The 21,241-nt window shown below is 42.2% G+C and carries 19 protein-coding genes and 2 other annotated features; of the genes, 15 read left to right on the plus strand and 4 right to left on the minus strand.

The genetic code is table 11. The features are described from left to right. The first annotated feature begins 143 nt into the window (after positions 1 to 143). The 4 genes from EP1_RS06495 to EP1_RS06510 all read left to right on the plus strand — a co-directional run bounded on the left by EP1_RS06495 (position 144) and on the right by EP1_RS06510 (position 4,985). Positions 144 to 2,585: a glycyl radical protein gene (locus EP1_RS06495; protein ID WP_067625333.1), complete on the plus strand. Its 2,442-nt coding sequence runs from the start codon at positions 144 to 146 to the stop codon at positions 2,583 to 2,585. A gap of 238 nt (positions 2,586 to 2,823) precedes the next feature. Continuing rightward, on the plus strand, positions 2,824 to 3,264 hold the full coding sequence (locus EP1_RS06500) for a MarR family winged helix-turn-helix transcriptional regulator (RefSeq protein ID WP_067625336.1): 441 nt from the start codon (positions 2,824 to 2,826) through the stop codon (positions 3,262 to 3,264). An 18-nt stretch (positions 3,265 to 3,282) separates the two neighbouring features. Further along, positions 3,283 to 3,777, plus strand: coding sequence for a GNAT family N-acetyltransferase (locus tag EP1_RS06505; RefSeq protein WP_067625340.1), 495 nt, complete (start codon positions 3,283 to 3,285; stop codon positions 3,775 to 3,777). A gap of 167 nt (positions 3,778 to 3,944) precedes the next feature. Continuing rightward, positions 3,945 to 4,985 carry a bifunctional transcriptional activator/DNA repair enzyme AdaA gene (locus EP1_RS06510; RefSeq protein WP_067625343.1) on the plus strand — a complete coding sequence of 347 codons (1,041 nt, stop codon included), beginning with the start codon at positions 3,945 to 3,947 and terminating at the stop codon, positions 4,983 to 4,985. A 36-nt stretch (positions 4,986 to 5,021) separates the two neighbouring features. On the opposite strand, the gene EP1_RS06515 is transcribed toward EP1_RS06510, so the two are convergent. Beyond that, a complete protein-coding gene (locus tag EP1_RS06515) occupies positions 5,022 to 6,182 on the minus strand; it encodes a cation diffusion facilitator family transporter (RefSeq protein WP_067625348.1) in 1,161 nt (386 codons plus the stop codon). Between the two features lie 228 nt (positions 6,183 to 6,410). On the opposite strand from EP1_RS06515, the gene EP1_RS06520 reads away from it, so the two are divergent. From EP1_RS06520 to EP1_RS06555, 8 genes are all read left to right on the plus strand, one after another. Continuing rightward, complete coding sequence (locus tag EP1_RS06520; RefSeq protein WP_067625351.1) at positions 6,411 to 6,752, plus strand: hypothetical protein; 342 nt, start codon at positions 6,411 to 6,413, stop codon at positions 6,750 to 6,752. A gap of 448 nt (positions 6,753 to 7,200) precedes the next feature. Then, positions 7,201 to 9,156, plus strand: coding sequence for a glucosaminidase domain-containing protein (locus EP1_RS06525; RefSeq protein WP_067625355.1), 1,956 nt, complete (start codon positions 7,201 to 7,203; stop codon positions 9,154 to 9,156). A gap of 227 nt (positions 9,157 to 9,383) precedes the next feature. Next, entirely contained in the window at positions 9,384 to 9,962 is a 579-nt protein-coding gene (locus EP1_RS06530; protein WP_067625358.1) for a TetR/AcrR family transcriptional regulator, read from the plus strand. 141 nt (positions 9,963 to 10,103) lie between these two features. Beyond that, positions 10,104 to 11,444 (plus strand): aldehyde dehydrogenase family protein, encoded by a 1,341-nt coding sequence (locus EP1_RS06535; RefSeq protein WP_067625361.1) that lies wholly within the window; start codon positions 10,104 to 10,106, stop codon positions 11,442 to 11,444. Between the two features lie 9 nt (positions 11,445 to 11,453). After that, complete coding sequence (locus EP1_RS06540) at positions 11,454 to 12,344, plus strand: phosphate acyltransferase (RefSeq protein WP_067625364.1); 891 nt, start codon at positions 11,454 to 11,456, stop codon at positions 12,342 to 12,344. A 3-nt stretch (positions 12,345 to 12,347) separates the two neighbouring features. Continuing rightward, positions 12,348 to 13,412, plus strand: coding sequence for a butyrate kinase (gene buk, locus EP1_RS06545; protein WP_067625368.1), 1,065 nt, complete (start codon positions 12,348 to 12,350; stop codon positions 13,410 to 13,412). Positions 13,413 to 13,461: 49 nt separating this feature from the next. Then, positions 13,462 to 14,580 (plus strand): NAD(P)-dependent alcohol dehydrogenase, encoded by a 1,119-nt coding sequence (locus tag EP1_RS06550; protein WP_067625372.1) that lies wholly within the window; start codon positions 13,462 to 13,464, stop codon positions 14,578 to 14,580. Positions 14,581 to 14,595: 15 nt separating this feature from the next. Further along, positions 14,596 to 15,270 carry an Mpv17/PMP22 family protein gene (locus EP1_RS06555; protein ID WP_067625375.1) on the plus strand — a complete coding sequence of 225 codons (675 nt, stop codon included), beginning with the start codon at positions 14,596 to 14,598 and terminating at the stop codon, positions 15,268 to 15,270. 48 nt (positions 15,271 to 15,318) lie between these two features. Here EP1_RS06555 and EP1_RS06560 read toward each other — a convergent pair whose 3' ends face one another. Further along, positions 15,319 to 16,005: a phosphoribosylaminoimidazolesuccinocarboxamide synthase gene (locus EP1_RS06560; protein ID WP_067625379.1), complete on the minus strand. Its 687-nt coding sequence runs from the start codon at positions 16,003 to 16,005 to the stop codon at positions 15,319 to 15,321. A 288-nt stretch (positions 16,006 to 16,293) separates the two neighbouring features. Between EP1_RS06560 and EP1_RS06565 the strand changes: the two genes are divergently transcribed. Further along, complete coding sequence (locus EP1_RS06565) at positions 16,294 to 17,130, plus strand: GNAT family N-acetyltransferase (protein ID WP_067625383.1); 837 nt, start codon at positions 16,294 to 16,296, stop codon at positions 17,128 to 17,130. Positions 17,131 to 17,254: 124 nt separating this feature from the next. On the opposite strand, the gene EP1_RS06570 is transcribed toward EP1_RS06565, so the two are convergent. Next, positions 17,255 to 17,689 (minus strand): OsmC family protein, encoded by a 435-nt coding sequence (locus EP1_RS06570; RefSeq protein WP_067625387.1) that lies wholly within the window; start codon positions 17,687 to 17,689, stop codon positions 17,255 to 17,257. 169 nt (positions 17,690 to 17,858) lie between these two features. Here EP1_RS06570 and EP1_RS06575 point away from each other — a divergent pair, with 169 nt between their 5' ends. Both EP1_RS06575 and EP1_RS06580 read left to right on the plus strand, forming a co-directional pair. Beyond that, on the plus strand, positions 17,859 to 18,716 hold the full coding sequence (locus EP1_RS06575) for a formate/nitrite transporter family protein (protein WP_083507507.1): 858 nt from the start codon (positions 17,859 to 17,861) through the stop codon (positions 18,714 to 18,716). A 53-nt stretch (positions 18,717 to 18,769) separates the two neighbouring features. Then, positions 18,770 to 19,483, plus strand: coding sequence for a nitroreductase family protein (locus tag EP1_RS06580; RefSeq protein ID WP_067625391.1), 714 nt, complete (start codon positions 18,770 to 18,772; stop codon positions 19,481 to 19,483). Positions 19,484 to 19,516: 33 nt separating this feature from the next. Here EP1_RS06580 and EP1_RS06585 read toward each other — a convergent pair whose 3' ends face one another. Further along, positions 19,517 to 20,476, minus strand: coding sequence for a YncE family protein (locus EP1_RS06585; protein ID WP_067625394.1), 960 nt, complete (start codon positions 20,474 to 20,476; stop codon positions 19,517 to 19,519). A 130-nt stretch (positions 20,477 to 20,606) separates the two neighbouring features. Next, positions 20,607 to 20,837: a binding site (T-box leader), on the plus strand. Positions 20,838 to 20,924: 87 nt separating this feature from the next. Beyond that, positions 20,925 to 21,151, plus strand: a binding site (T-box leader). Positions 21,152 to 21,241: the final 90 nt, after the last annotated feature.

A 21,241-nucleotide genomic window follows, 5' to 3' on the forward strand; every position in this document is an offset into this window, starting at 1 on the left:
TAAATGAATGGAAAGTGCACAAATGTGCGCTTTTTTTTTAGTTTATAAAAGTTCGAAATTATATTGACGGGAATTGCTTAAACATGCTACGATTAATTCGAAAGAAGACGTAAATAGTTTCGAACGAAATCGGAGGAATAATAATGAGTATTCAAATCAAAGAAAGAGAAAATGCTGGCAACCAACCCTATTTTGGTCATTTAACTAATCGCATGAACGAATACCGTGAATCAGTCTTGAACAAAAAACCTTATATTTGTGCGGAGCGGGCGTTATTAGCGACAGAAGCCTATCGGGAGTATCAAAATCAACCAAGTGTTATGAAACGAGCATTAATGTTAAAAAATATTTTAGCAAAAATGTCGATCTATATTGAAGAGGAAACGATGATCGTCGGCAATCAAGCAGCTTCCAATAAAGATGCACCGATTTTTCCAGAATATACGATGGAATTTGTGTTGAATGAATTGGATCTCTTCGAAAAACGCGATGGCGATGTTTTCTATATTACAGAAAAAACCAAAGAAGATTTACGTTCGATTGCACCATTTTGGGAGAATAACAATTTACGAGCAAAAGCCGGGGCCTTGTTACCGGAGGAAGTTTCCGTCTTTATGGAAACAGGCTTTTTCGGAATGGAAGGCAAGATGAATTCCGGCGATGCGCATTTAGCGGTGGATTATCGTCAAGTCCTAGAAGTCGGCTTGGCCGGCTATCGCCAACGGACGTTAAAAGAAAAAGCGAATTTGGATTTAACGCTTCCGGAAAGTATTGATAAATATCATTTCTACAATGCGATTTTGATCGTTTTGGATGCAGTGCAAACCTTTGCGGAACGCTATGCTCAATTGGCTCGCGAAATGGCTGAAACAGCAACCCCAGCCAGAAAAGCAGAGTTATTAGAAATTAGTCGCGTTTGTGAGAAAGTACCGAATCAACCCGCCGAAACGTTTTTAGAAGCGATTCAATCGGTTTGGTTCATTCAATTAATCTTGCAAATCGAGTCAAACGGTCATTCATTGTCTTATGGTCGTTTTGATCAATATATGTATCCTTATTTAAAAAATGATCTAGCGAAAGGTACGATTACGGAAGATCAAGCCGTTGAGCTGTTGACGAATCTTTGGATCAAAACATTGACCATCAACAAAGTTCGCAGCCAAGCCCATACTTTCAGTAGTGCGGGTTCACCCTTGTACCAAAATGTAACGATTGGTGGTCAGACACGAGATAAAAAAGATGCGGTCAATCCACTTTCTTATCTGGTTTTACGCAGTGTGGCCCAAACGAAATTGCCGCAACCGAATTTAACGGTTCGATACCATTCAGGCCTAGATAGTCAATTTATGAACGAATGTATTGAAGTAATGAAGATCGGTTTTGGGATGCCGGCCTTTAACAATGATGAGATCATTATTCCGTCATTTATCAAGATCGGTGTGACCGAAGAAGATGCGTATGATTATAGCGCAATCGGCTGTGTTGAAACGGCTGTTCCAGGGAAATGGGGTTATCGTTGTACGGGAATGAGTTATATGAATTTCCCTAAAATTTTGATGATTGCCATGAATGATGGGATCGATCCGGTTTCCAACAAACGCTTTGTGAAGGGGTATGGCCACTTTAAAGAGATGAAATCCTTTGAAGAATTGCAGGCGGCTTGGGATAAAACGGTTCGGGAGTTGACACGGATGAGCGTGATCGTAGAAAACGCGATCGACTTAGGTTTGGAACGAGATGTTCCAGATATTTTGTGTTCAGCATTGACGGAAGACTGTATTGGTCGCGGGAAAACCTTAAAAGAAGGCGGCGCCGTCTACGATTTCATCTCAGGCTTGCAAGTGGGGATTGCTAATTTAGCCGATTCTTTAGCCGCTATTAAACAGCTGGTTTTTGAGGAAGAACGTTTTACGCAAACAGAACTGTGGGATGCTTTGATGAGCGATTACGCAACCGAACGCGGCCAAGAAATCCAAAAAATGATCTTAGAAGATGTGCCAAAATACGGTAATGATGACGACTATACGGATCAATTGGTCTGTGAGGCCTATGACAGCTATATCGAAGAAGTTAAAAAATATCCAAGTACGCGTTTTGGCAGAGGTCCAATCGGCGGGACTAGATATTCAGGAACCTCATCGATTTCAGCGAATGTCGGGCAAGGAAAAGGCACGATGGCGACGCCAGATGGTCGGAATGCCTGGGTGCCACTAGCGGAAGGCTGTTCACCATCGCATAATATGGATAAAAATGGACCGACTTCGGTCTTGAAATCTGTCTCAAAATTACGAACAGAAGAGATTATCGGCGGTGTTTTGTTAAATCAAAAAGTTAATCCGCAGACTTTAGCCAAAGAAGAAGACAAACAGAAGTTGATTATGCTGTTGCGAGCCTTTTTCAATAAACTGCACGGCTATCATATTCAATATAATGTTGTCTCACGGGAAACATTGATTGACGCGCAAAAGAATCCGGAGAAACACCGGGATTTGATCGTGCGGGTCGCTGGCTACTCAGCGTTCTTTAATGTATTATCAAAAGCGACTCAGGACGATATTATCGAACGGACCGAGCACGTGTTATAAGTAGAGAAGTGCTTGAATTCTAAAAAATGGTCCCTCGATAAGGGATACGTATTTTTGGAAATCTCGATCAAGTTATAAAAGTATTTGATAAAACAACAGCTAAAAGCAGGAGCGCGAATAAAAACGTGCGCCTGCTTTTTTTGCTGAAGGGATTAAAATAAAAATAGTTGTCAAAGTAAACTAATCGTAGTAATCTTTATTTAGTTGCTAAAGTAAACTATTTGTGGAGGTGTAAACGATGGAGACAGGCGATATACGAAAGTTCAATCGCTATTACACACGAATTTTAGGCGTCTTCGATCAAAAAGTCTTTGACTTGGATTATTCGATGAGCGAGATGCGGATATTAGGGGAGATCGGCCGGCACCCCAGCATTACTGCTAACGAATTAACGAAGTATTTGAATATTAAGAAAAGCTATTTGAGCCGGAAACTGAGTAAATTGGAAAAGAATACATATATTTATAAAATGAAAGATCCCAATGATAGTCGTAATCTCCATTTATTTCTGACGGAAAAAGGAAACGCTTTGAACGAATACGTTGAAGAACAGTCCGATCAGCAAGTAATCGAGTTACTGGAGCCTTTATCAGATGACGATTATCAAGAATTAGTCGCGGCGATGGGGACGATTGAAAAAATTTTATATCAAGTCATCCCGAATGAATTAGAAGAATAAAAAAAGGAGTGAATCAAATTGTCAGAAATAAGAATTATCCCTTTTGAAGAACAATACACAGACCAAGTGGTTGATTTGATCTTGCCGATTCAGCAGACTGAATTCGGAATTGAAATTAGTCTGACTGATCAGCCAGATCTCTTGAAAATTAAAGAAGAGTACATCGATCGTGGGGGAAACTTTTGGTTGGCGCTTGACGGTGAACGGGTCGTTGGCACGATCGCTTTAGTGAAGCTGAAAAATCATAATGGGGCCATCAAAAAAATGTTTGCCGCAAAAGAATTTCGCGGCGAAAAACAAGTTGGGAAGAAATTATTGGATACTTTGGTGGACTATTGTAAAGCGCAGGGGTACCAACGCCTTTATTTAGGAACGGTCGATGTGCTGAAAGCCGCACAACGCTTTTATCAAAAAAATGGCTTTGAGCACTGGCCTAAGTCGCAGATGCCCCAAGATTATCATTTGATGGATGTCGACACGGTCTTTTTTAGGCGTGATTTGACCGCTGAATAACGGTTATTGATAATCCAGTGATATAAATGATTTTGGCAAGGTCTGCAACTTGAGTTTTTCTCTTGAAATGACGAGCATAAAAAAATTAGTTGTTCATTTTTCGTAAGCATTTCTTTGGATCAGGCGCTATAATCTAAGCATCGAGTTATGACGAGGAGCGAGGCAACATGATTACGTCAAAGCAAAAACAGGAAGAATATTACCGAGCGCTGAAAGAAAAGGATCGAAATTATGAAGGAATCTTTTTTGCCGGAATAAAGACGACGGGGATTTTCTGTCACCCGACTTGTCGAGCTAGGAAACCGAAATTTGAGCATTGCGAGTTTTATGAAACGGCTGAAGAAGCGTTATTAGCAGGTTATCGGCCTTGCAAGCTTTGCCAGCCGCTGTCCTTTCCTCGGGAGCTTCCGACAGAGGTCCAGTTCTTGGTGGATGCAGTCGAGGAACAACCGGAAAAACGTTGGACAGAAGCCGATTTTGCTGAATTTGGCCTGAATTCAGCGACCGCTCGCAGAAAATTCAAAGAAATTTATCAGATGACTTTTATGCAATATGCGCGGGCCCGAAGAATGGGGTTAGCGTTTAAGGAGATCAGTCAAGGGGGCAAAGTGATTGATCAACAGTTTGAAGCAGGCTATGAATCCGCCAGTGGATTCAATGATGCCTTTACTAAAATTATGGGGAATCCCGCGAAAAAAGTGACCCTTCGACCTTTAAGTGCCACGTTTATTTCAACGCCAATCGGTCGAATGCTGTGCTTAACGGACGATGAGTTCTTGTATTTACTAGAGTTTGAAGACCGACGGGGCTTAGAACGGGAAATTGAGCAATTACGGACAAACTATAATTTTCGGATAATTTATGGCCAAACGACGATCAGTCAGCAAGTTTCAGAACAACTAGCTGAGTATTTCAAAGGGGAGCGTCACGAATTCTCATTGCCTTTATTTTTGGATGGTTCGGCTTTCCAAAAAGCCGTCTGGCAGGTTTTACTGACCATTCCTAGCGGGGAAACGGTCAGTTATCGTGAGATTGCCTTACGCTTAGGAGATAAAAATAAAGTGCGGGCAGTCGGCCGTGCCAATGGCAGTAACAAACTGGCGATTGTGGTTCCTTGCCATCGAGTAATTGGCAGCGATGGGAAGCTAACTGGCTATGCCGGTGGCTTGAAACGCAAACAATATTTGCTGGACCTAGAACAAAAATAGTTAAAAAGAGCCTTGGCGTACGCCAAGGCTCTTTTTCTATAATAGATACGTCCGGTCAAAGGTGATGGTGAGTTTGGCGGGCGAGTTTTCTGTAATGAAGCGTTGACTAATCTGATCTTGCAATTCCGAATTAGAAACTTTTTTTAATTCCGCCGGGACGACTAAATCGAAGTAAATCGTTTCCGGGGTCGTTGTTTTGTCCACCCGCAAATCATGAAAACGTAAATGGGGATCGATATTTTTTAGGATTTTTTTCAATTCCGGTGCGACGCGTTTGAAATCCGGATCATCTAAGGGATACGGATCCAAGTGACATACGAGATCCACGCCGAGATTTTCTTTCACATCGTATTCAATAGCATCAATGACTTCATGGGCATGGGGCAAGCTCCAGTCTTGATTGACCTCGATATGGACGGAAGCAAAGATGCTGTTGGGGCCGTAACTATGGATCAACAAATCGTGGTAGCCGATAATATCCGAATAATTATCGAGATGCTGACGAATCGCCTGCACTTCAGTATCTGGCGGACGCACCCCCATCAGATCATTGATAAATCCGAGAATCATCTTGATCCCGGAATAAATGATGTATAAAGCAATCAAGAAACCGATATATCCATCGATCCGCCAGCCGCTGAACCATTCGATCACGGCTGAGATCAAGACGGCAATCGTAGTGTAGACATCATTGATACTATCTTGAGCGGTGGCTTTCAGGGTGTCAGAGTCAATCTCGCGGCCGAGCCGGCGATACATGAAGGATTGCCAAAACTTCATTAAAATGGATAAAATCAAAACAATATAAATAATCGGCGAAAGTAATACGCTGCTTGGTTTTAAAATTTTCACAAAGGAGCTGTCTAAAAAACGCACACCGACGTAGGTCACTAAGATCGAAATGACAAAGCCGCTGATATATTCAAAGCGTTCATGACCATAGGGGTGGTCTTCGTCGGCGGGTTTGCCGGCAATTTTGAAGCCCGCTAAGGTAATGATCGAAGAGGCAGTATCGGATAAGTTATTCATGGCATCGGCCATGATAGAGACACTACCAGATAAAGAACCAATGAAAAATTTTGCTATAAAAAGCACCAAGTTTGAAAGTAAACCTAAAATACCGGCGAGAATACCGACACTGGTTCGTTTGTTTCCCTTGGAACGTTCGGTAATTTTGTTAATTAAAAAAGTGAGCATTAAAAATCATCCTTACTAAATCAATTTGTATTAGTATAACTGAAAATGAGAAAGAGCAGAAGTAAAATTGTTTTAAAAAAGGTAAACTTCAAAATATTTAAAGTTTACCTTTTTGTCAATGCGTTTTTTAATAAAAAAATAGGGCTTATCTCAGCTAATTAAAATGAAAGCACTTTATAATAGTTATATACATAAATAAGAAAAAAAGGGGAAAATGGAGGGGCTATTATGCAAAGTCAGGTAGATATAACTTTATGGAATATTCAAACAAGCAATGTTGTGACTGCTTTAGAAGATTTTATTGAAGACTGGAAAGTATCGAAAAACAGTGATCTTGATGAATACTTACGCAGCTATCCTGGTTATTTCAAAAGCGATGAACCAACGCGGGAGGCTATTCGATTAGTATTAGGCTATGGGAAAGAATTGATGGATGGGACGCGCGACAATGTCGGTTTTTATGAAAATAAAATCTGGCGAACTGAGAGCGGTGAAAGTGTCCGCATGACTCATTTTCATGAGCGAACGATCTCAGGTTTGATGCAAACGATCATTAAAGCAAGAGGATAAGCTAAACCGGGACCTAGACGGCTGAGTGTCTAGGTCCCGGTTTTTTTGTGGCTCGTCGCCTGCAAGCAAAGAATTTGATTCAGTATAATTACTCGATTTGATCGCTTTTTTTTGCGTATGTTTTATTAAATAAAAAAGTTAAACAATTCAGGGGTTTTGTCTAATAGTCATAATGTTTTAGTAATCGGAAATAGTATTTGAAAATATTGTTTTGTTAAATAATTGTAATCATAAATGTTTACGATGAGTCTGATAAATCACCGATCCAACAATAATTATTGCAATAATTTTATCTAGATTGACCGGTTTTAACAACTTTTATTAGTGTTTTAGAAGATTTTGTGAATATATGTTGACTCTTTAGACACAATCTGAAATTAATGATATTATAGTAGATGATTAAGGAAAATATTATATATAGTAATATATTTAGAAATGAGGGATCCGTGTGAAGTACAATAAAGTAGTAAGTCTACTAGCGCTAGGGACTTTGACAGCTCCGACTCTTTTAGCTTCACAACAAGTCTTTGCTGAAGAAAGTAGTACCGTTGCTAGTAACTCGGCTACGGTTTCTTCAAGTCAACAGTCGACTGAAAGTTCTGGTACGGAAAGTACAGGAAGTTCTGAAGAGCCAGTAATCCAACCGCATAATTTGTTAGTAAATGGTAATTCGCTTATTAATAATAGTTACACTGATGAAAAGGGAAATAGCATTGCTTTCCAACCAGTCTCTGAAGAAGGCTTGGTTGCTGGAACAGAAGTTCATTACACTGTGACATTGGCTGATAAGTTTGAGCTAAAAGAAGTGATTGTAACGAGTCAACAAACTGGGGCTGTAATATCAACCAGTGGAGATGGAAACAGTAAATTTACGATGCCGGACTCGGATGTAACCGTTCAGTTTAATGTAACTGAAAAAGCCGAAGAAAAGCCAACACCTGAACCAGAACCAGTTCCGGAGCCTGCACCAAAACCGGAGCCGAAACCTGATCCAAAGCCAACACCGACACCGGAAAAGCCAGCAGGGAATAATACTGGCAATAATTCTAATCAAAGCAAACCGAATTCAAATGGCCAAACGAGCCAAAATAGCAAAAAGCCGGCGGAAAACAATTCCGCTCGCCAACCGCAAGCCGATTCGTCAAGTGATGTTCGGGTACCATCCAATCAAGCAGTGCCGACCTTTAGCAACGATGTACAAACAGCGATTGTGCAAGAAGCCTATCGTCATTTGGGTAAGCCATATGTTTGGGGAGCCAAAGGGCCGAACGCTTTTGACTGCTCAGGTTTAGCCTACGTGGTTTATGCGAATACCACTGGTCATAACATTGGCGGTTGGACTGGGGATCAGCAATATGCTGGGACACAAATTCCCGTCAGCCAAGCACAGCCAGGTGATTTGCTGTTTTGGGGCGCGCCAACTAGTGTCACGACCCATGTCGCCATCTATATCGGCAATGGTCAATACATCCATGCACCGCAACCAGGGGATGTGGTGAAGATCGGCAGTATTAGTGCATTTGCGCCGACTTTTGCGGTACGAGTAAATGTTGCAGGCTTAGCAAAAGCCACCGGTTCATTATCAAATGCCTTTGGTGAATATAGTCCAAGTCAACCATTTATTTTTAATAAAAACCAAACGACGGATCAGTTTATTGAAAAAATCGGTGAGACGTCTCGTGAGGTCGGACAAAAGAATGGGATCTATTCTTCTGTGATGATTGCTCAAGCAATTTTGGAAAGTGGTTCGGGCAATAGCAGTTTAGCTAGTGAGCCAAACTACAACTTATTTGGTATCAAAGGAAAATTTGAGGATCAAAGCGTTTCTTTCAGAACTTTAGAACAAGATGACGCAGGGTCTAGTTTCCAAATTACCGCTGAATTCAGAAAATATCCTTCTTATAAAGAGTCATTAGAAGATTATGCAAAATTACTGAAGCAAGGAATCTCAGGAAATCAGGATTTCTATAAGCCCGCTTGGAAGGATCAAACGGAATCTTATAAGGATGCCACAAAGTATTTGCAAGGCCGCTATGCAACGGATAAGCAATATGCTGAGAAATTAAATGCGATTATTGAAGCCTATGAGCTCACTGAGTTCGACCATGCTAAAGAGGTTAAGGAAGAACAGACAGGGCCAGAAATTAGTGCTACGAATAAGAAATTTGATACAAGTGATCGAATCCAATCAAAATTGATTGCCAGTCTGATTAATAATCCGCGGATTCCGCAGATGATGTCAACTAAGCATTTTATTAATCTTTTCCGAGCTGAAAGCTTGATTGCCTTAGCAGCTTCCGCTTTGCCGGCGAAGAAGATCACAACGGAAACATTACCAACTGCTTCTTCCATATATATCACGTTAAGCAGTGGTCTGTTAGCGGTTATTCCGCCGATGAAATAATCACCGGACACTAAAAGCCCTCAAGGAAGGTTCCTTGATGGCTTTTTTACTTTCAAAATGCTTTAATTTGTGTAAAAATGGAAACGGATTCGGTCGATTAAGTGGCAACTTAAAAAGAAATAAATTCACAAGCCCCTCTATTTGGGAGATTTTTTTAAAAATCTGAAAAAAAGGAAAAACGAATTGAAAATCCTTTTTTTTGTTTTTTTAAGTTTAGGAGTGAAAATATGAAACGAAAACAGGACAGTCTGAAAACTAAACAGCGGTTGTTGGAAACCGCATTTCAAAATTTCTTGGAGGTTGGCTTTGAGAATACATCTTTAGAAAAAATATCAAAAGATGCGAATGTCAGCCGCGGAGCAGCCTATTGGCATTTTAAGAATAAGTCGGAGCTTTTTGGGGAAGTAGTTTCCCAGACGATTGAACAAATCAAACAGCAAAAAAAAGTGATCATGCTGGATGATACATTGAGTTTTCAAGAAAAAACCGTGCGGATACTGACTGTTCCATCTCAAAATCAGCCCGTCTTCAAATTTTTGCAGCAGTCATTGAAGACTTTAGAAGTTTATCCGGAATTTTCTGAGCTGTTGAAGATTTTTGGTGAGACACGTGGGCGACTCTATGCATTCTTTTTAACTGGACTGAGAAAAGAGGGGCTAGGTGAGAAGGATGCTGCCGCGGTTGCAAGTCTGCTCTACAATTATTTTGAGGGAATGTATAGTTCGGGAACACCGCAAGAAGTAACGCAAAACTATACGCCGGCCGCCATTAGTCGCAGTATTTCAATTATTTTTAAAAATATTTAGAAAAATGGAGAACTTGTTCGTAGCAGCCTTTTGCGGACAAGTTCTCTTTTTCACTAAATTGACAGCGCTTACAAGCGAACGTATATTGAGTTTAGAAGAAACATACACTAATGTATGTAAAAATGAAAGGGGTAAAAGCAAATGACAATGCAGGAAATGGTCCAACAGGCACGTGAGGCAATGGAGAAAATCAGCGGGTACGATCAAGCGCAAGTAGATGCCATGCTTTTTGCAGTTTCTAAAGCGGTTTTTGATCAGGCGGAGCCTTTAGCGAAGTTAGCAATTGAAGAAACGAGGCTAGGTCGTTTAGATCATAAAATAGGCAAGAATCAAGGGATGGCGACCAATATCTTTGCTAGTATGAAAGGCAAAAAATCGGTGGGTGTACTCAGAGAAATTCCTGAAGAAGGACTGATTGAAGTAGCTCACCCAGTTGGGGTAATCGGTTCCGTCACACCGACCACCAATCCAACTATCACACCGCTGGGCAACGGCTTAATGGCGCTAAAAGGAAAAAATGCCATGATTGTTTCACCCCATCCACGCTCGAAAAAGACGACAAAAGAGACGATTGAACTGATGCGGGAAGCCTTAGTCAGTGTTGGAGCCCCTCGAGATCTATTGCAAGTGATTGAAGAACCTAGCATTGAATTGTCGCAAGAATTAATGCGCTCAGTCGATTTGATCGTCGCGACCGGCGGACCAGGGTTAGTTAAAGCGGCATACTCCAGCGGACATCCGGCTTATGGGGTGGGCCCAGGAAATGTCCAAGCCATTTTAGATCGTGATTTTGATCTAGCTGCAGCAGCAGAATTATCCGTGATCGGCCGATCGTTTGATAACGGGATCGTCTGTGCGTGCCAGCAAAGTTTGATTTATCCGCAAGAAAAAGAAGTTGAGCTGTTTGAACAATTAGCTGAGAAAGGTGCGGCGGTTATTACTGATGAAACGGCATTGAATCAATTAAGAGGGGCACTTTTTATTGACGGTCGAGCGAATCCTGATCTGATTGGCCAAGATCCTGAAGTAATCGCGGCTGCAGCGGGAATCGAAATTCCGGCAGATAGTCAAATTATTGCCGTGAAAGTGACAAAAGTCGGCGCAGACGAATGGTTCTGTAAAGAAAAAATGGCGCCGGTTTTAGCATTGAAGAGCTATGATACCTTTGAAGAAGCGGTTGACTTTGCGCGGGAAAATCTATTGTTAGAAGGCTCAGGCCATTCGGCGGGCTTATTCAGTCATTCCAAAGAGCATCGCATCTATGCCGGCGAAATTTTACCAGTCAGTCGCTTGGTGGTGAACCAGCCCACGATCGATGCTGGTGGTTCTCCGGTGAATGGCTTGAACCCAACCGTCTCTCTAGGCTGTGGCTCTTGGGGAAACAATATTATTTCGGAAAATTTGACCTACACTCATCTGATCAATATTTCTAGAATCGCCATGCCGATTGCTCCTAAATTTTCAGGTAATCCGTGGGAATAGGTGAAAACGATGGGGAAACTTGAGGAACTATTAACCAATTTCACTAGTGTTGAGAAAATCCGGATCGGCGTTGTTTGTGCAAATGATGAAGTCAGTATTCGAGCGGTATTCAATGAAAAGTTGCAAGCTTTTTTAGAACCAATTTTAATTGGTGATGAAGCAAAGATCTCGGCGATTTTAGCTAAAAACGGCTACTCGGCAGAGATTGTTGCGGCTGAGACGGAAGAAGAATGTGCCTCGATCGGAGTGGCGCTAGTTCGCGAGCAGAAAATTGATTTTTTAATGAAAGGACATATACAAACGCGCACCTTTTTAAAAGCGATCGTGGATCGTGAGAAAGGGATTGCCGATAATTTGCTGAGCCATGTCGCACTAAATGAGATCCCGGCGTATCACAAATTGTTGCTGACAACCGATGGCGGGATGGTGACTGCACCGACAAAAGCAGAAAAGAAACAATTGATCCAACACGCCATCGAAGTGATGACTAAAATCGGGGTGGATAAACCGAAAGTTGGGCTATTAGCGGCGGCTGAAAAAGTCAATCCCAAAATTGCTTCAAGTGTGGAAGCGGAAGCCATCATGACAGAAATTCAGCAGGAAAGCCCTGAACGTTGCTGGATTGACGGCCCCATTTCATTGGATCTGGCTTTAAGTCGGGAAATCGCAAAAATCAAGCAGTACCATAGCCCTGTTGCAGGGGATGCAGATATTCTCGTCGGACCTGATATCACCACGATGAATGTTTTAGGCAAAAGCTTGACTGTTTTGGCGAATGCTAAAATGGCGGGATTAATCATGGGGGCAGAAGTGCCGATCGTAATGGCCTCACGAGGATCAACAGAAGCGGAAAAAGTCTATTCGATAGTAGTTGCCATGTACTGTAGCAGGAGGGGGTAGCCGATGAAAATCTTAGCGATCAATCCCGGTTCGACATCAACCAAAGTTTCTTACTATGTCGACGGTGAGATTATTAAAGAACGAAGTATTTCCCACTCGGCGGAGGAATTAAGAGATTTTTCAACAGTCATCGAGCAAATCGCCTTTCGTCGTGATATTTTATTCGCGTTTATGAACGCGGAGGGAATCGATCCACAAGAATTAGACGCGGTGGCTGGACGGGGCGGCAGTTTACCACCGGTTGCGGCTGGTGCTTATGAAGTCAATCAGGCAATGCTTGATTATTTGAAACACGTCACCAAAAATGAACATCCGTCAAACTTAGGGGCCATACTGGCGCATGAAATCAAAGAGCAGGGCAATCCTCGGACTTTGGCATTGATTTATGATCCCGTCTCGGTCGACGAGTTGGAGGATGTTGCTCGAATTTCCGGTTTAAAGGGGATTGAACGGCAGAGCCTCGGCCACGCCTTAAATATGCGAGCGGTGGCAATGAAGGTGGCACGAGAAGAAGGCTTGGATTATCAGAAAGCAACACTGATTGTCGCTCATTTAGGCGGGGGGAATACTATCAGTATTCATCATCACGGCAGGATGATCGATTTGATCTCAGATGATGAGGGTCCTTTCTCGACCGAGCGGACCGGTGGTCTTCCGTTGAAGTATTTGATGCCTTTGTGTTATGAGCATTCTTTAAAAGAAATGCTAAGGCTTTATAAACGAGAGGGTGGACTGAAGTCTTACGCTGGAACTAGTGATGCAAGAGCGATCGAAGCTCGGATTGCAGCCGGCGATCAAGCTTTAAAAACGGTGTATGATGCCTATATCTATCAGATTGCCAAAGGGATCGGAAGCCTAGCGACCGTCACCAATGGAATCGTCGATCGCATCGCCTTGACTGGTGGAGTCGCTTATTCAGAGCTTGTTGTGGCGGAGTTGACCAAACGGGTCGGTTTCATCGCGCCAATCATTGCAGTTCCGGGTGAACACGAGATGATTGCTTTATCAAAAGGGGCAGAACGCGTGGTTTTAGGCGAAGAAGAACTGAAACAATTCCATTATCACTAACGATAAATACTTGATAAAAATAGTTCAAAATGGGAAAGGAGCAACACGAATGAAAATCAAAGCAGCATTAGTAAAGGAAAAAGGCGCCCCTTACGAAATTACCGAATTGGAATTAGCTGAGGTCGGCTCAAAAGATGTCTTAGTAAAAATCGTCGCGTCGGGCTTATGTCGCTCGGATTATGGCGAAAGAAACGGTAACAGTATCAACTTCCCGAATGTTTTAGGCCATGAAGGTGCGGGGATCGTTGAAAAAGTTGGCAATGCAGTCACCTCAGTCAAACCGGGGGATCATGTGATTTTATCTTATGCTTACTGCGGCGAGTGTAAACACTGCGTGGAAGGTCATCCATCGTCTTGTGAAAAATGGTTTACGGTCAATAATCTTGGCAAGAACCCGCGGGGAGAATTTATTTTACACACAGAGGAGGGGACAGAAGTTAATAACTTCTTTAATCAATCTTCTTTTTCAACCTATAGTCTGACTGAAGAATCGAATGTGGTAAAAGTAGCCAAAGATGTCGATTTACGTTTATTGGGCCCATTAGGTTGTGGCTTAGGGACTGGTAGTGGCGCCGTATTAAGTGTCTTGCAACCAAAAGTTGGGGAAGGCATCGCGGTTTTCGGAACTGGTGCGGTCGGTTTTTCGGCAGTTATGGCCGCGAAAATCGCTGGTTGCTATCCAATCGTGGCGATCGACATCAACGATCAACGTTTAGCCAAAGCCAAAGAATTAGGCGCAAGTCATATTTTCAATAGTAAGGAAGAAGATCCTGAAGCGTTCATCAAGGAGTTAACTGAGGGCAGAGGGTTAGATTATGTAATCGATTCGACTGGTGTCGGACCAGTCATGACCAAAGCTCTCCATTCAGTCAGCAATTCGGGAACCTTTGTGCCGCTAGCAGTGACCCAGAAGAATTTTGAAGTCAATACCTTCTTTGATCTAGTTTTTGGTAATAAAAAGGTTCGTGGTGTTTTGATTGGGGATACGATCGCTAAATACCATTTGCCCAATTTGATTGACTTTTACAAACGTGGTGAATTCCCATTCGATCAATTTATCAAATATTACGATTTCGAAAACATCAATCAAGCGGAAGCAGATTCGATTAGTGGGGATGTGATCAAGGCAGTTGTAGTAATGGACAAAGAGTATCAGCCACCCAAATGATAGGAGGATGCTAAAATGAAAAAAGGCGATATTCTTTGGGTTCTAGCATTGCTGTGCTTAGTGGGTTTATTCGTCATCCCGGCAACGCGCGAGCTGATTCTAGCCGCCAGTGGCGCACATCCATATCTGGGCGGTTTCGTCCAGTTTGCCATCTTAGCGACGCTAGGGGATCTTTTCGGCAAACGTATCGTGACTGGCGAATACAGCTTTTCCACCCAAGTCTGGCTGCGGGCGCTTGTGTGGGGAATGATTGGTTGTATGGTGACACTCGTGTTCCCAGTCTTTATGGGTGGCGCAGGCTTGGCTCAGGCAGGAAACCTGTTGCCTTTTGCCGGGGTCTCGCTTGTTCAGGCTTTTTGCGGCAGCAGTATTATGAATTTGACCTTTGCACCGGCGATGAATACCTTTCATCGAATCATGGAATTGTGGATCGAAACATCGGCAGCAAAGGAGCCGGTGAGTTTGAAAGGGCTGATCGGAAAAATTGATTGGACCGCCTTTGTGACCTTCAATTGGTTGAAAGTCGGGATCTGTTTCTGGATTCCGGTGCATACGATTGTTTTTCTTTTACCGGAAAACATCCGTGTGGTGGTGGCCGCCTTTAGTTCGATCGCACTAGGAATCATTCTTTCCTTTGCGTCCAAAAAAGGCAGTGCTTCAGTAAAAATGTCTGAAAAAGAAGTCGTTTAATAAGAAAAAAACAGCCTCTGTCCACCTAGTGGACAAAGGCTGTTTGCTTTATTGAATTTTATCTAGGATCAACTGGGCACAGTCAATCTGGTTAGGAATATTGCCATCTTCATCTTTGACGCGCCAGATATCAGGGGTGATTTCATCAACCACGTACATTTTTCCAGCAGCATCATAACCAATTTCAATTTTGAAATCAATTAAGGTCAAGTTCATTTCGGCTAAAGCATCTTTAAGAACCGTGCCGACTTTGGTTAAAATATCTAAGGCTTCATCGAATTGCCCAGGTTTTAAAATATCTTTCATTTGGCACAAACGATCGGTAATCAAGGGATCACCTTGTTCATCGTCTTTTAAAGTAACTTCCAAATATGGTGAGTCGAAAAGCAAGCCTTCTGGCAAGGTAAAGCGGCGGCACATACTGCCGGCTGTGAAGTAGCGTAAAACAAATTCTAAATTTGGGACTGTCAACTGGCGAACCTTCATGACACCTTTTTCGATATCTGCATCTAAATAGTGAGTAGGGATGTCATTTTTTTCCATCAGCTCAAAAAAGTATTTGGAAACAGTCAAGCCGACTTTTCCTTTACCAGCGACACTGCCGCCGACCGTATTGGAACCTGGGTCAAAGACGCCATCTTCACCAGTTGCGCTGTCTTTGAAGAATAAGTAGACTTCCTTATTTGCTTCATCTAGTAAGACTGTTTTTGTTTTGCCATCGTACAATTCTTTCATGTTTTCCTGCTCTCTCTGAAATATCCAGTGTTTTCAAAAATAATAACACCAGATATTTTTACTGTCGATGATTTTTCGAATTTTAATATAAAAAATCTGAATAAAGTTCGGATTTTGCTTAAAAAATATTTTAAAATAGAGCTTGAATTCAAAAAAATATTTTTTTTGTTCATATTTCAGTGGGGGTACTTTTGTTCACTTTTTAATTGAACCGACTTCATGCTATGCTATATCGAAGAGCAGGATGTGAAAAAATTTAAAGTTATAAGTAAAGAAAGGAGCAGTGAAATGTACGAGATCAAAGATTTGTCAGGTGTAGAGTTCCCAAAGATCGCCGCGTGTATGCGGGAAGCTTTTTCCGATTACTATGTAAAAATGGAGCTGGGAGATGAGGTGCTCAATCATCGTTTTCAGAGTGAAAATGTCCAGTATGATTTATCCTGCGGGGCCTTTGTCGGTGATGAGCTAGTAGCTGTTTTACTGAACGCAGTGGGAGAATACAATGGTGAAAAGGTGGCCTTTGATGCAGCGACAGGAGTCGTTCCGGCTCATCGGCGTAAAGGGCTTTATTCCAAAATGATGGATTTTTGCATGAAGTTATTAACGCAGCACGATTTTGCCTATTATGGTCTGGAGGTGATCCAAACCAATGCGCCAGCGGTGGCGACATACAAAAAAATGGGCTTGGATGTCATTAAGGAATATGCTTGTTTCCGCGGAAATGCAAAAGATACCGCAGAGGGAACAGAGGACTTTCAAGAACTGCCAATCACAGAGTTTCCGCTGGATTCACTGTCCCCATTGCAGCATGACGCGCCTTCGTTTGAAAATCGAACCGAAATTTTACAGGCATTTCCCGCTGATTATCTGATTATGTTTATAGGGTCTGCGGAGGATTGCGATGCGTTTATTATTTACCAAAAGGATAATGGGCACGTGAAGCAATGGGGCAGACGCGAAGGAAAACTGAGGGAATTAGGACAATTGATGGTCAATCTAAGTGAACGCTACCAGGATGTTCGGCTGCATAATATTAATTTTACTGATCAAGCATGGATCGAAGAGTTGGAAAAACTAGGCTTTGATCATTTTTGCGATCAATATGAGATGAAAATGGATTGTTAAAGAAGAGGTTGTGACAAAAGTGGTCAGCTTCAAGAAACTTCAGTTTATTTTCGAAGAAGCTATTGGAACGTCATTATTCGAAAAAAAGGGAGGTGTGACAAGGCTTATGTCACACCTCCTACTTTTATGGGTTGATATGTAACTCCATTTCTGGTGCATTGACGATCGTGTCTTTCACCGGACAGGTTTTTTCGATAAATTCAACAAAGGCTTGAATTTCGGCCGCGCTGTTTGCGGCGTCGATATAATAGTTGGTCGTGATTTTTGAAAAGCCAACTTTTACGTCTGGATGCCCTTTTAAACGTTCAGAGTCAATTTCACCTAAAAGTTCGACCCGCATTTTTTTCAAATGAATCTGTTTTGGTTGATAAAAAAAGCGCGCCACCATCATTTTACAGGCTCCTAATGAACATAGCAGAGCTTCCAATGGGTTCATCGCGGCATTTGTGCCACCGACATTTTCCGGTTCATCGATCATAAATTCAAAGCCACGAGCGGAGCATTTCAGCTGGAGCCCACCTAAAGAGGTTACTTCAGCTTTTAAGATTTGTTTAGCCATTAAACGTCCTCCCTATTTAGTTCTATCATACGCCATTTTACTAATAAATTTAAATAACTTGTGCATTTTTTCTCAACATTCTGCTTTTTTTAACTTTTCATTGAAAATTATCTGAAAATCTTGTATGATACCTTTACATTATGGCTTCTGCCAAGAAGGAAGGAACTTTATGAAATCGGACTTATTTATGGAAATTGAAGAAACAACTGGGATTGAAAATGCGCAGAATGTGAAGAATCATTCAGGTTTGATGTCTCAGATTGAGTATTCTATTAGAAAAAAAATTGATTTGTTTAATTCGAGTTTGCCTCGTTATGCAGTACGTTCAATGTTTGCTTGTTTATTTTTAGCGTTAGGAACAGCTATTGCTTTTTATATCGCCATTCGTATGCAAGAAGCCATTCCAGGTTTGGAAAAAATGGCCTATGCTTTCATGTTTAGCTGGTCGTTAGTGATGATCCTCTTTATGAATGCAGAATTAGGAACGTCAAATATGTTATACACCACAATTGGTGTTTACAAGAAAAAAATGTCCGTATCTTTCGCCTTCAAATTATTATTCACTTGTATTTTATTCAATCTAATCGGCGGTGTCCTTTGCGGCTACTTGCTGTCATTGACCGCGTCATTTGGTCACTTAGAACCAGAAAATTATATGTTTACCGGAATTGCTGCGAAGCTGACCAAATCGACCAGTCAGATTTTAGTCGAAGGGATGTTCGCCAATATCGTAGTCAATACCGCTGTTTTAGTCAGTCTGCGGATGAAAGATGATGCCGCTAAAGTTATGGCGATTATCTTTATCATTTTCATCTTTGCTTTCTTAGGTTTTGAGCACGTGATTGCCAATTTCCCAGCTTTTTCACTGGCGTACTTTGCTTCTCATGGAACGATCGCTGAAATGACGGCTGGAAACATTGGGCATAATCTATTTTTCACCTTGATTGGGAATTTTATCGGCGGTGGCTTGGTCATGGGACTGGGCTATGCTTGGCTGAACAATACGGATTCAAAATATGTTGACTAAGCATCGGGGATTCCTCTCCGATGTTTTTTTATAATGGAAAAGGAGTGTGTGTGATGGAGTTGTATTCGAGTATTTTTACCCGGAAGTCGACCAGAAATTTCAAAGCGACACCGTTATCAAAGGAGCTGCTCAATGAAATGGAGGCTATGCTTGCAGGGCTTAGGCCGCTTTTGCCTGGAGCAGAAATTACTTATCAATTAGTTGGACCGGAAGGCGTGAAAGGGCTCGGTGTTCCCAAAGCTCCCCATTATCTTTTGATTTATGGCAAAGAGCAACCCTTAAGAGATGCTTGCGCGGGGTTCATGTTTCAATATGTGGATTTATTTTTATTTTCAAAAGGTTATGCGGCCCGTTGGTTGGGCATGTTAAAACCTAAAGCAGACAATCAAGATTACATTATTGGCTTGGCTTTTGGTGAGCCGGCGGAACCGAGTAGTAGAACCGCAACCGAGTTTGAGCGCAAGACACTCAAGGATATTTCTGAAGGCAAAGATGCCCGGCTCGAAGCGGCCCGGTTAGCACCTTCTGGCTTAAACGGTCAGCCGTGGTATTTTATCGTAAATAACGGAGCAATCTTTGTTTATCGTCAGAAAAAGATCAAAGGCTTGCCGGGAATGATCTATAAGCTGACGGAATTAGATGTCGGAATTGCTCTTTGCCATTTGGCAGTAGCTAGTGAAGCAAAAGGCCAACCGTTTGAATTTACGATCAGTAAAGGAGCACCGGCTGCTCCAGACGGGTATCTCTATTTAGGAACGGTAAAATAACCTTAACCGGCAAGCGCATAGCACTTTTGCGGGCTAAGGTTTGAGGAGCTTATTCAGATCTAATTGCAAGACTTCTTTCATGACGTGGGGTGTTTTTTTACGATAAGCCGTTGCTCCGCTTTCAAACAGGACCAATAATTGTTCTTCAGCCACATAGATCTGTTCCAAATAAGGTGGGGTCGTAAGGATTTGACTGGCTTGCGTCAAATCAGAAAAGTCAGAAGTCGTCTGAATATCAAAAATGATGATTTTCCCCGGCTGATTGCCCCAAGATTGAGCGAGTAGGAGATAATTTTGATAAAAAGTTACTCCTTGAATTTTTGTGGGAAGCTTCAAACTGCCATAGGGCGATTGGATCAAGGATCCGTTTCTTGGGTTGAAAAGATTGCCCGCTGGGTCAAGGGGATAGCAGATGATCTGACCAAAGCCCCTTAAAACAAACGACGCAACGACTAGATAGCCGTGATCATAAGTCAAGGCCGAGGCGCGGGGCAATTCTTTCAAACCAACTTTTTGCTGGTAAGCAATCGGCGGTCCAGCTTCGGAATAGGCTTCAATTTCTGCAAGGGATAATGCGGCCACCGCCGCATGCTTGCCCGATGAATTGCTGAGCCAAATTTTTTGCTGCTGGGGATCATAAGCCAAGCCACCTGCATGAGGCAGATCGGGCAGAATGACCGTCTTGATTTTCCGACCGCTGTTTCTGTCTAGAACATAGATGACAGAGTGATGTTGATGGTCGTGGCAGTAAGCAGAAATCAGCAAATATTTTTCTGTTAAGGTCATTCCTTGAGGCGTCATAGCAGAGCAACGCTCCACTTGCTGACTTAGATTCAGGCTGGAGACTTGTTCTAATCCAGGGATGGGAAAACTTGTTTCCCCGGCAGCCTCAAAAAAAGCTGGAAAGGCCTGCCAAGCACTTCTACGATCAAAAAAAGTTCCGGTTAAAAAGAGTCGCAACCAATTTCTAAATTTAAAAAAAATAGGTTTCAAGGAATTCACCTCCAATATCCCTATTCTAGCAATTTCCAGCAATTCCGAACAGTCAAAGGGAGCTAAAAGAATCTTTTTTTAGTAAAAAGCCGTTGACAGGGTGAAAAAAAACGCGTAGTATTCTAAAAAAATAAGTGTCATACAAAAGAGAAGTAACATGAATGAACCTTTTCAGAGAGCTGGTGGGGCTGTGAACCAGCAAGGGATTTTATGCGAATGGACTTTTGGACGAAGTTTTGAACCAGTAGTAGGAACTTCCGGGAACTCCCGATACAGAGTAAGGTCGTTGTTGGACGACTGAATGAGAAATGCCGTATTCGGCATACCATTGAGGTGGCACCGTGGATCATCCGCCCTCAAGTCGAGTTTATTTCGACTTGGGGGCTTTTTTTGCGGCTTCCACCTAATTAAACGAAACGACGGTCAGGAACAAAAAAAATTTAAAACTACCAAATCATAAACAAGAGAAGTAGTTAGGATTGAGAAAATCACAGAAAGTTTCGCTTGCTGAGAAGAAACATTTTTTCCCTAATGAATGGACTTGTTAGAGCGTGCCTGAACAAAAGTAGGGCAGGCCGGGAGCTCCCGTTATTGAGTACGATCGTTGTTAGACGATTAGAGCTGCTGTTTTCGAACAGTTAAAAGAGGTGGTACCGTGCTATTTGCGCCCTCAAACCAAAGTTTATTTTGGTTTGAGGGCTTTTTTTGTCAGTATTCACAGAGTCGTTCCACTTCACACGACAAAAAGCATGGCTGTTTGCGTTT

It is taken from the genome of Enterococcus pseudoavium NBRC 100491 (assembly GCF_001544295.1).
Classification (GTDB): domain Bacteria; phylum Bacillota; class Bacilli; order Lactobacillales; family Enterococcaceae; genus Enterococcus_A; species Enterococcus_A pseudoavium.

Excerpts from the sequence above, each read along its gene's own strand:
- EP1_RS06495 (WP_067625333.1), top strand. The coding sequence starts at position 144 with ATGAGTATTCAAATCAAAGAAAGAGAAAATGCTGGCAACCAACCCTAT.
- EP1_RS06500 (WP_067625336.1), top strand. The coding sequence starts at position 2,824 with ATGGAGACAGGCGATATACGAAAGTTCAATCGCTATTACACACGAATT.
- EP1_RS06510 (WP_067625343.1), top strand. The coding sequence starts at position 3,945 with ATGATTACGTCAAAGCAAAAACAGGAAGAATATTACCGAGCGCTGAAA.
- EP1_RS06515 (WP_067625348.1), bottom strand. The coding sequence starts at position 6,182 with ATGCTCACTTTTTTAATTAACAAAATTACCGAACGTTCCAAGGGAAAC.
- EP1_RS06520 (WP_067625351.1), top strand. The coding sequence starts at position 6,411 with ATGCAAAGTCAGGTAGATATAACTTTATGGAATATTCAAACAAGCAAT.
- EP1_RS06530 (WP_067625358.1), top strand. The coding sequence starts at position 9,384 with ATGAAACGAAAACAGGACAGTCTGAAAACTAAACAGCGGTTGTTGGAA.
- EP1_RS06535 (WP_067625361.1), top strand. The coding sequence starts at position 10,104 with ATGACAATGCAGGAAATGGTCCAACAGGCACGTGAGGCAATGGAGAAA.
- EP1_RS06540 (WP_067625364.1), top strand. The coding sequence starts at position 11,454 with ATGGGGAAACTTGAGGAACTATTAACCAATTTCACTAGTGTTGAGAAA.
- buk (WP_067625368.1), top strand. The coding sequence starts at position 12,348 with ATGAAAATCTTAGCGATCAATCCCGGTTCGACATCAACCAAAGTTTCT.
- EP1_RS06550 (WP_067625372.1), top strand. The coding sequence starts at position 13,462 with ATGAAAATCAAAGCAGCATTAGTAAAGGAAAAAGGCGCCCCTTACGAA.
- EP1_RS06555 (WP_067625375.1), top strand. The coding sequence starts at position 14,596 with ATGAAAAAAGGCGATATTCTTTGGGTTCTAGCATTGCTGTGCTTAGTG.
- EP1_RS06560 (WP_067625379.1), bottom strand. The coding sequence starts at position 16,005 with ATGAAAGAATTGTACGATGGCAAAACAAAAACAGTCTTACTAGATGAA.
- EP1_RS06565 (WP_067625383.1), top strand. The coding sequence starts at position 16,294 with ATGTACGAGATCAAAGATTTGTCAGGTGTAGAGTTCCCAAAGATCGCC.
- EP1_RS06570 (WP_067625387.1), bottom strand. The coding sequence starts at position 17,689 with ATGGCTAAACAAATCTTAAAAGCTGAAGTAACCTCTTTAGGTGGGCTC.
- EP1_RS06575 (WP_083507507.1), top strand. The coding sequence starts at position 17,859 with ATGAAATCGGACTTATTTATGGAAATTGAAGAAACAACTGGGATTGAA.
- EP1_RS06580 (WP_067625391.1), top strand. The coding sequence starts at position 18,770 with ATGGAGTTGTATTCGAGTATTTTTACCCGGAAGTCGACCAGAAATTTC.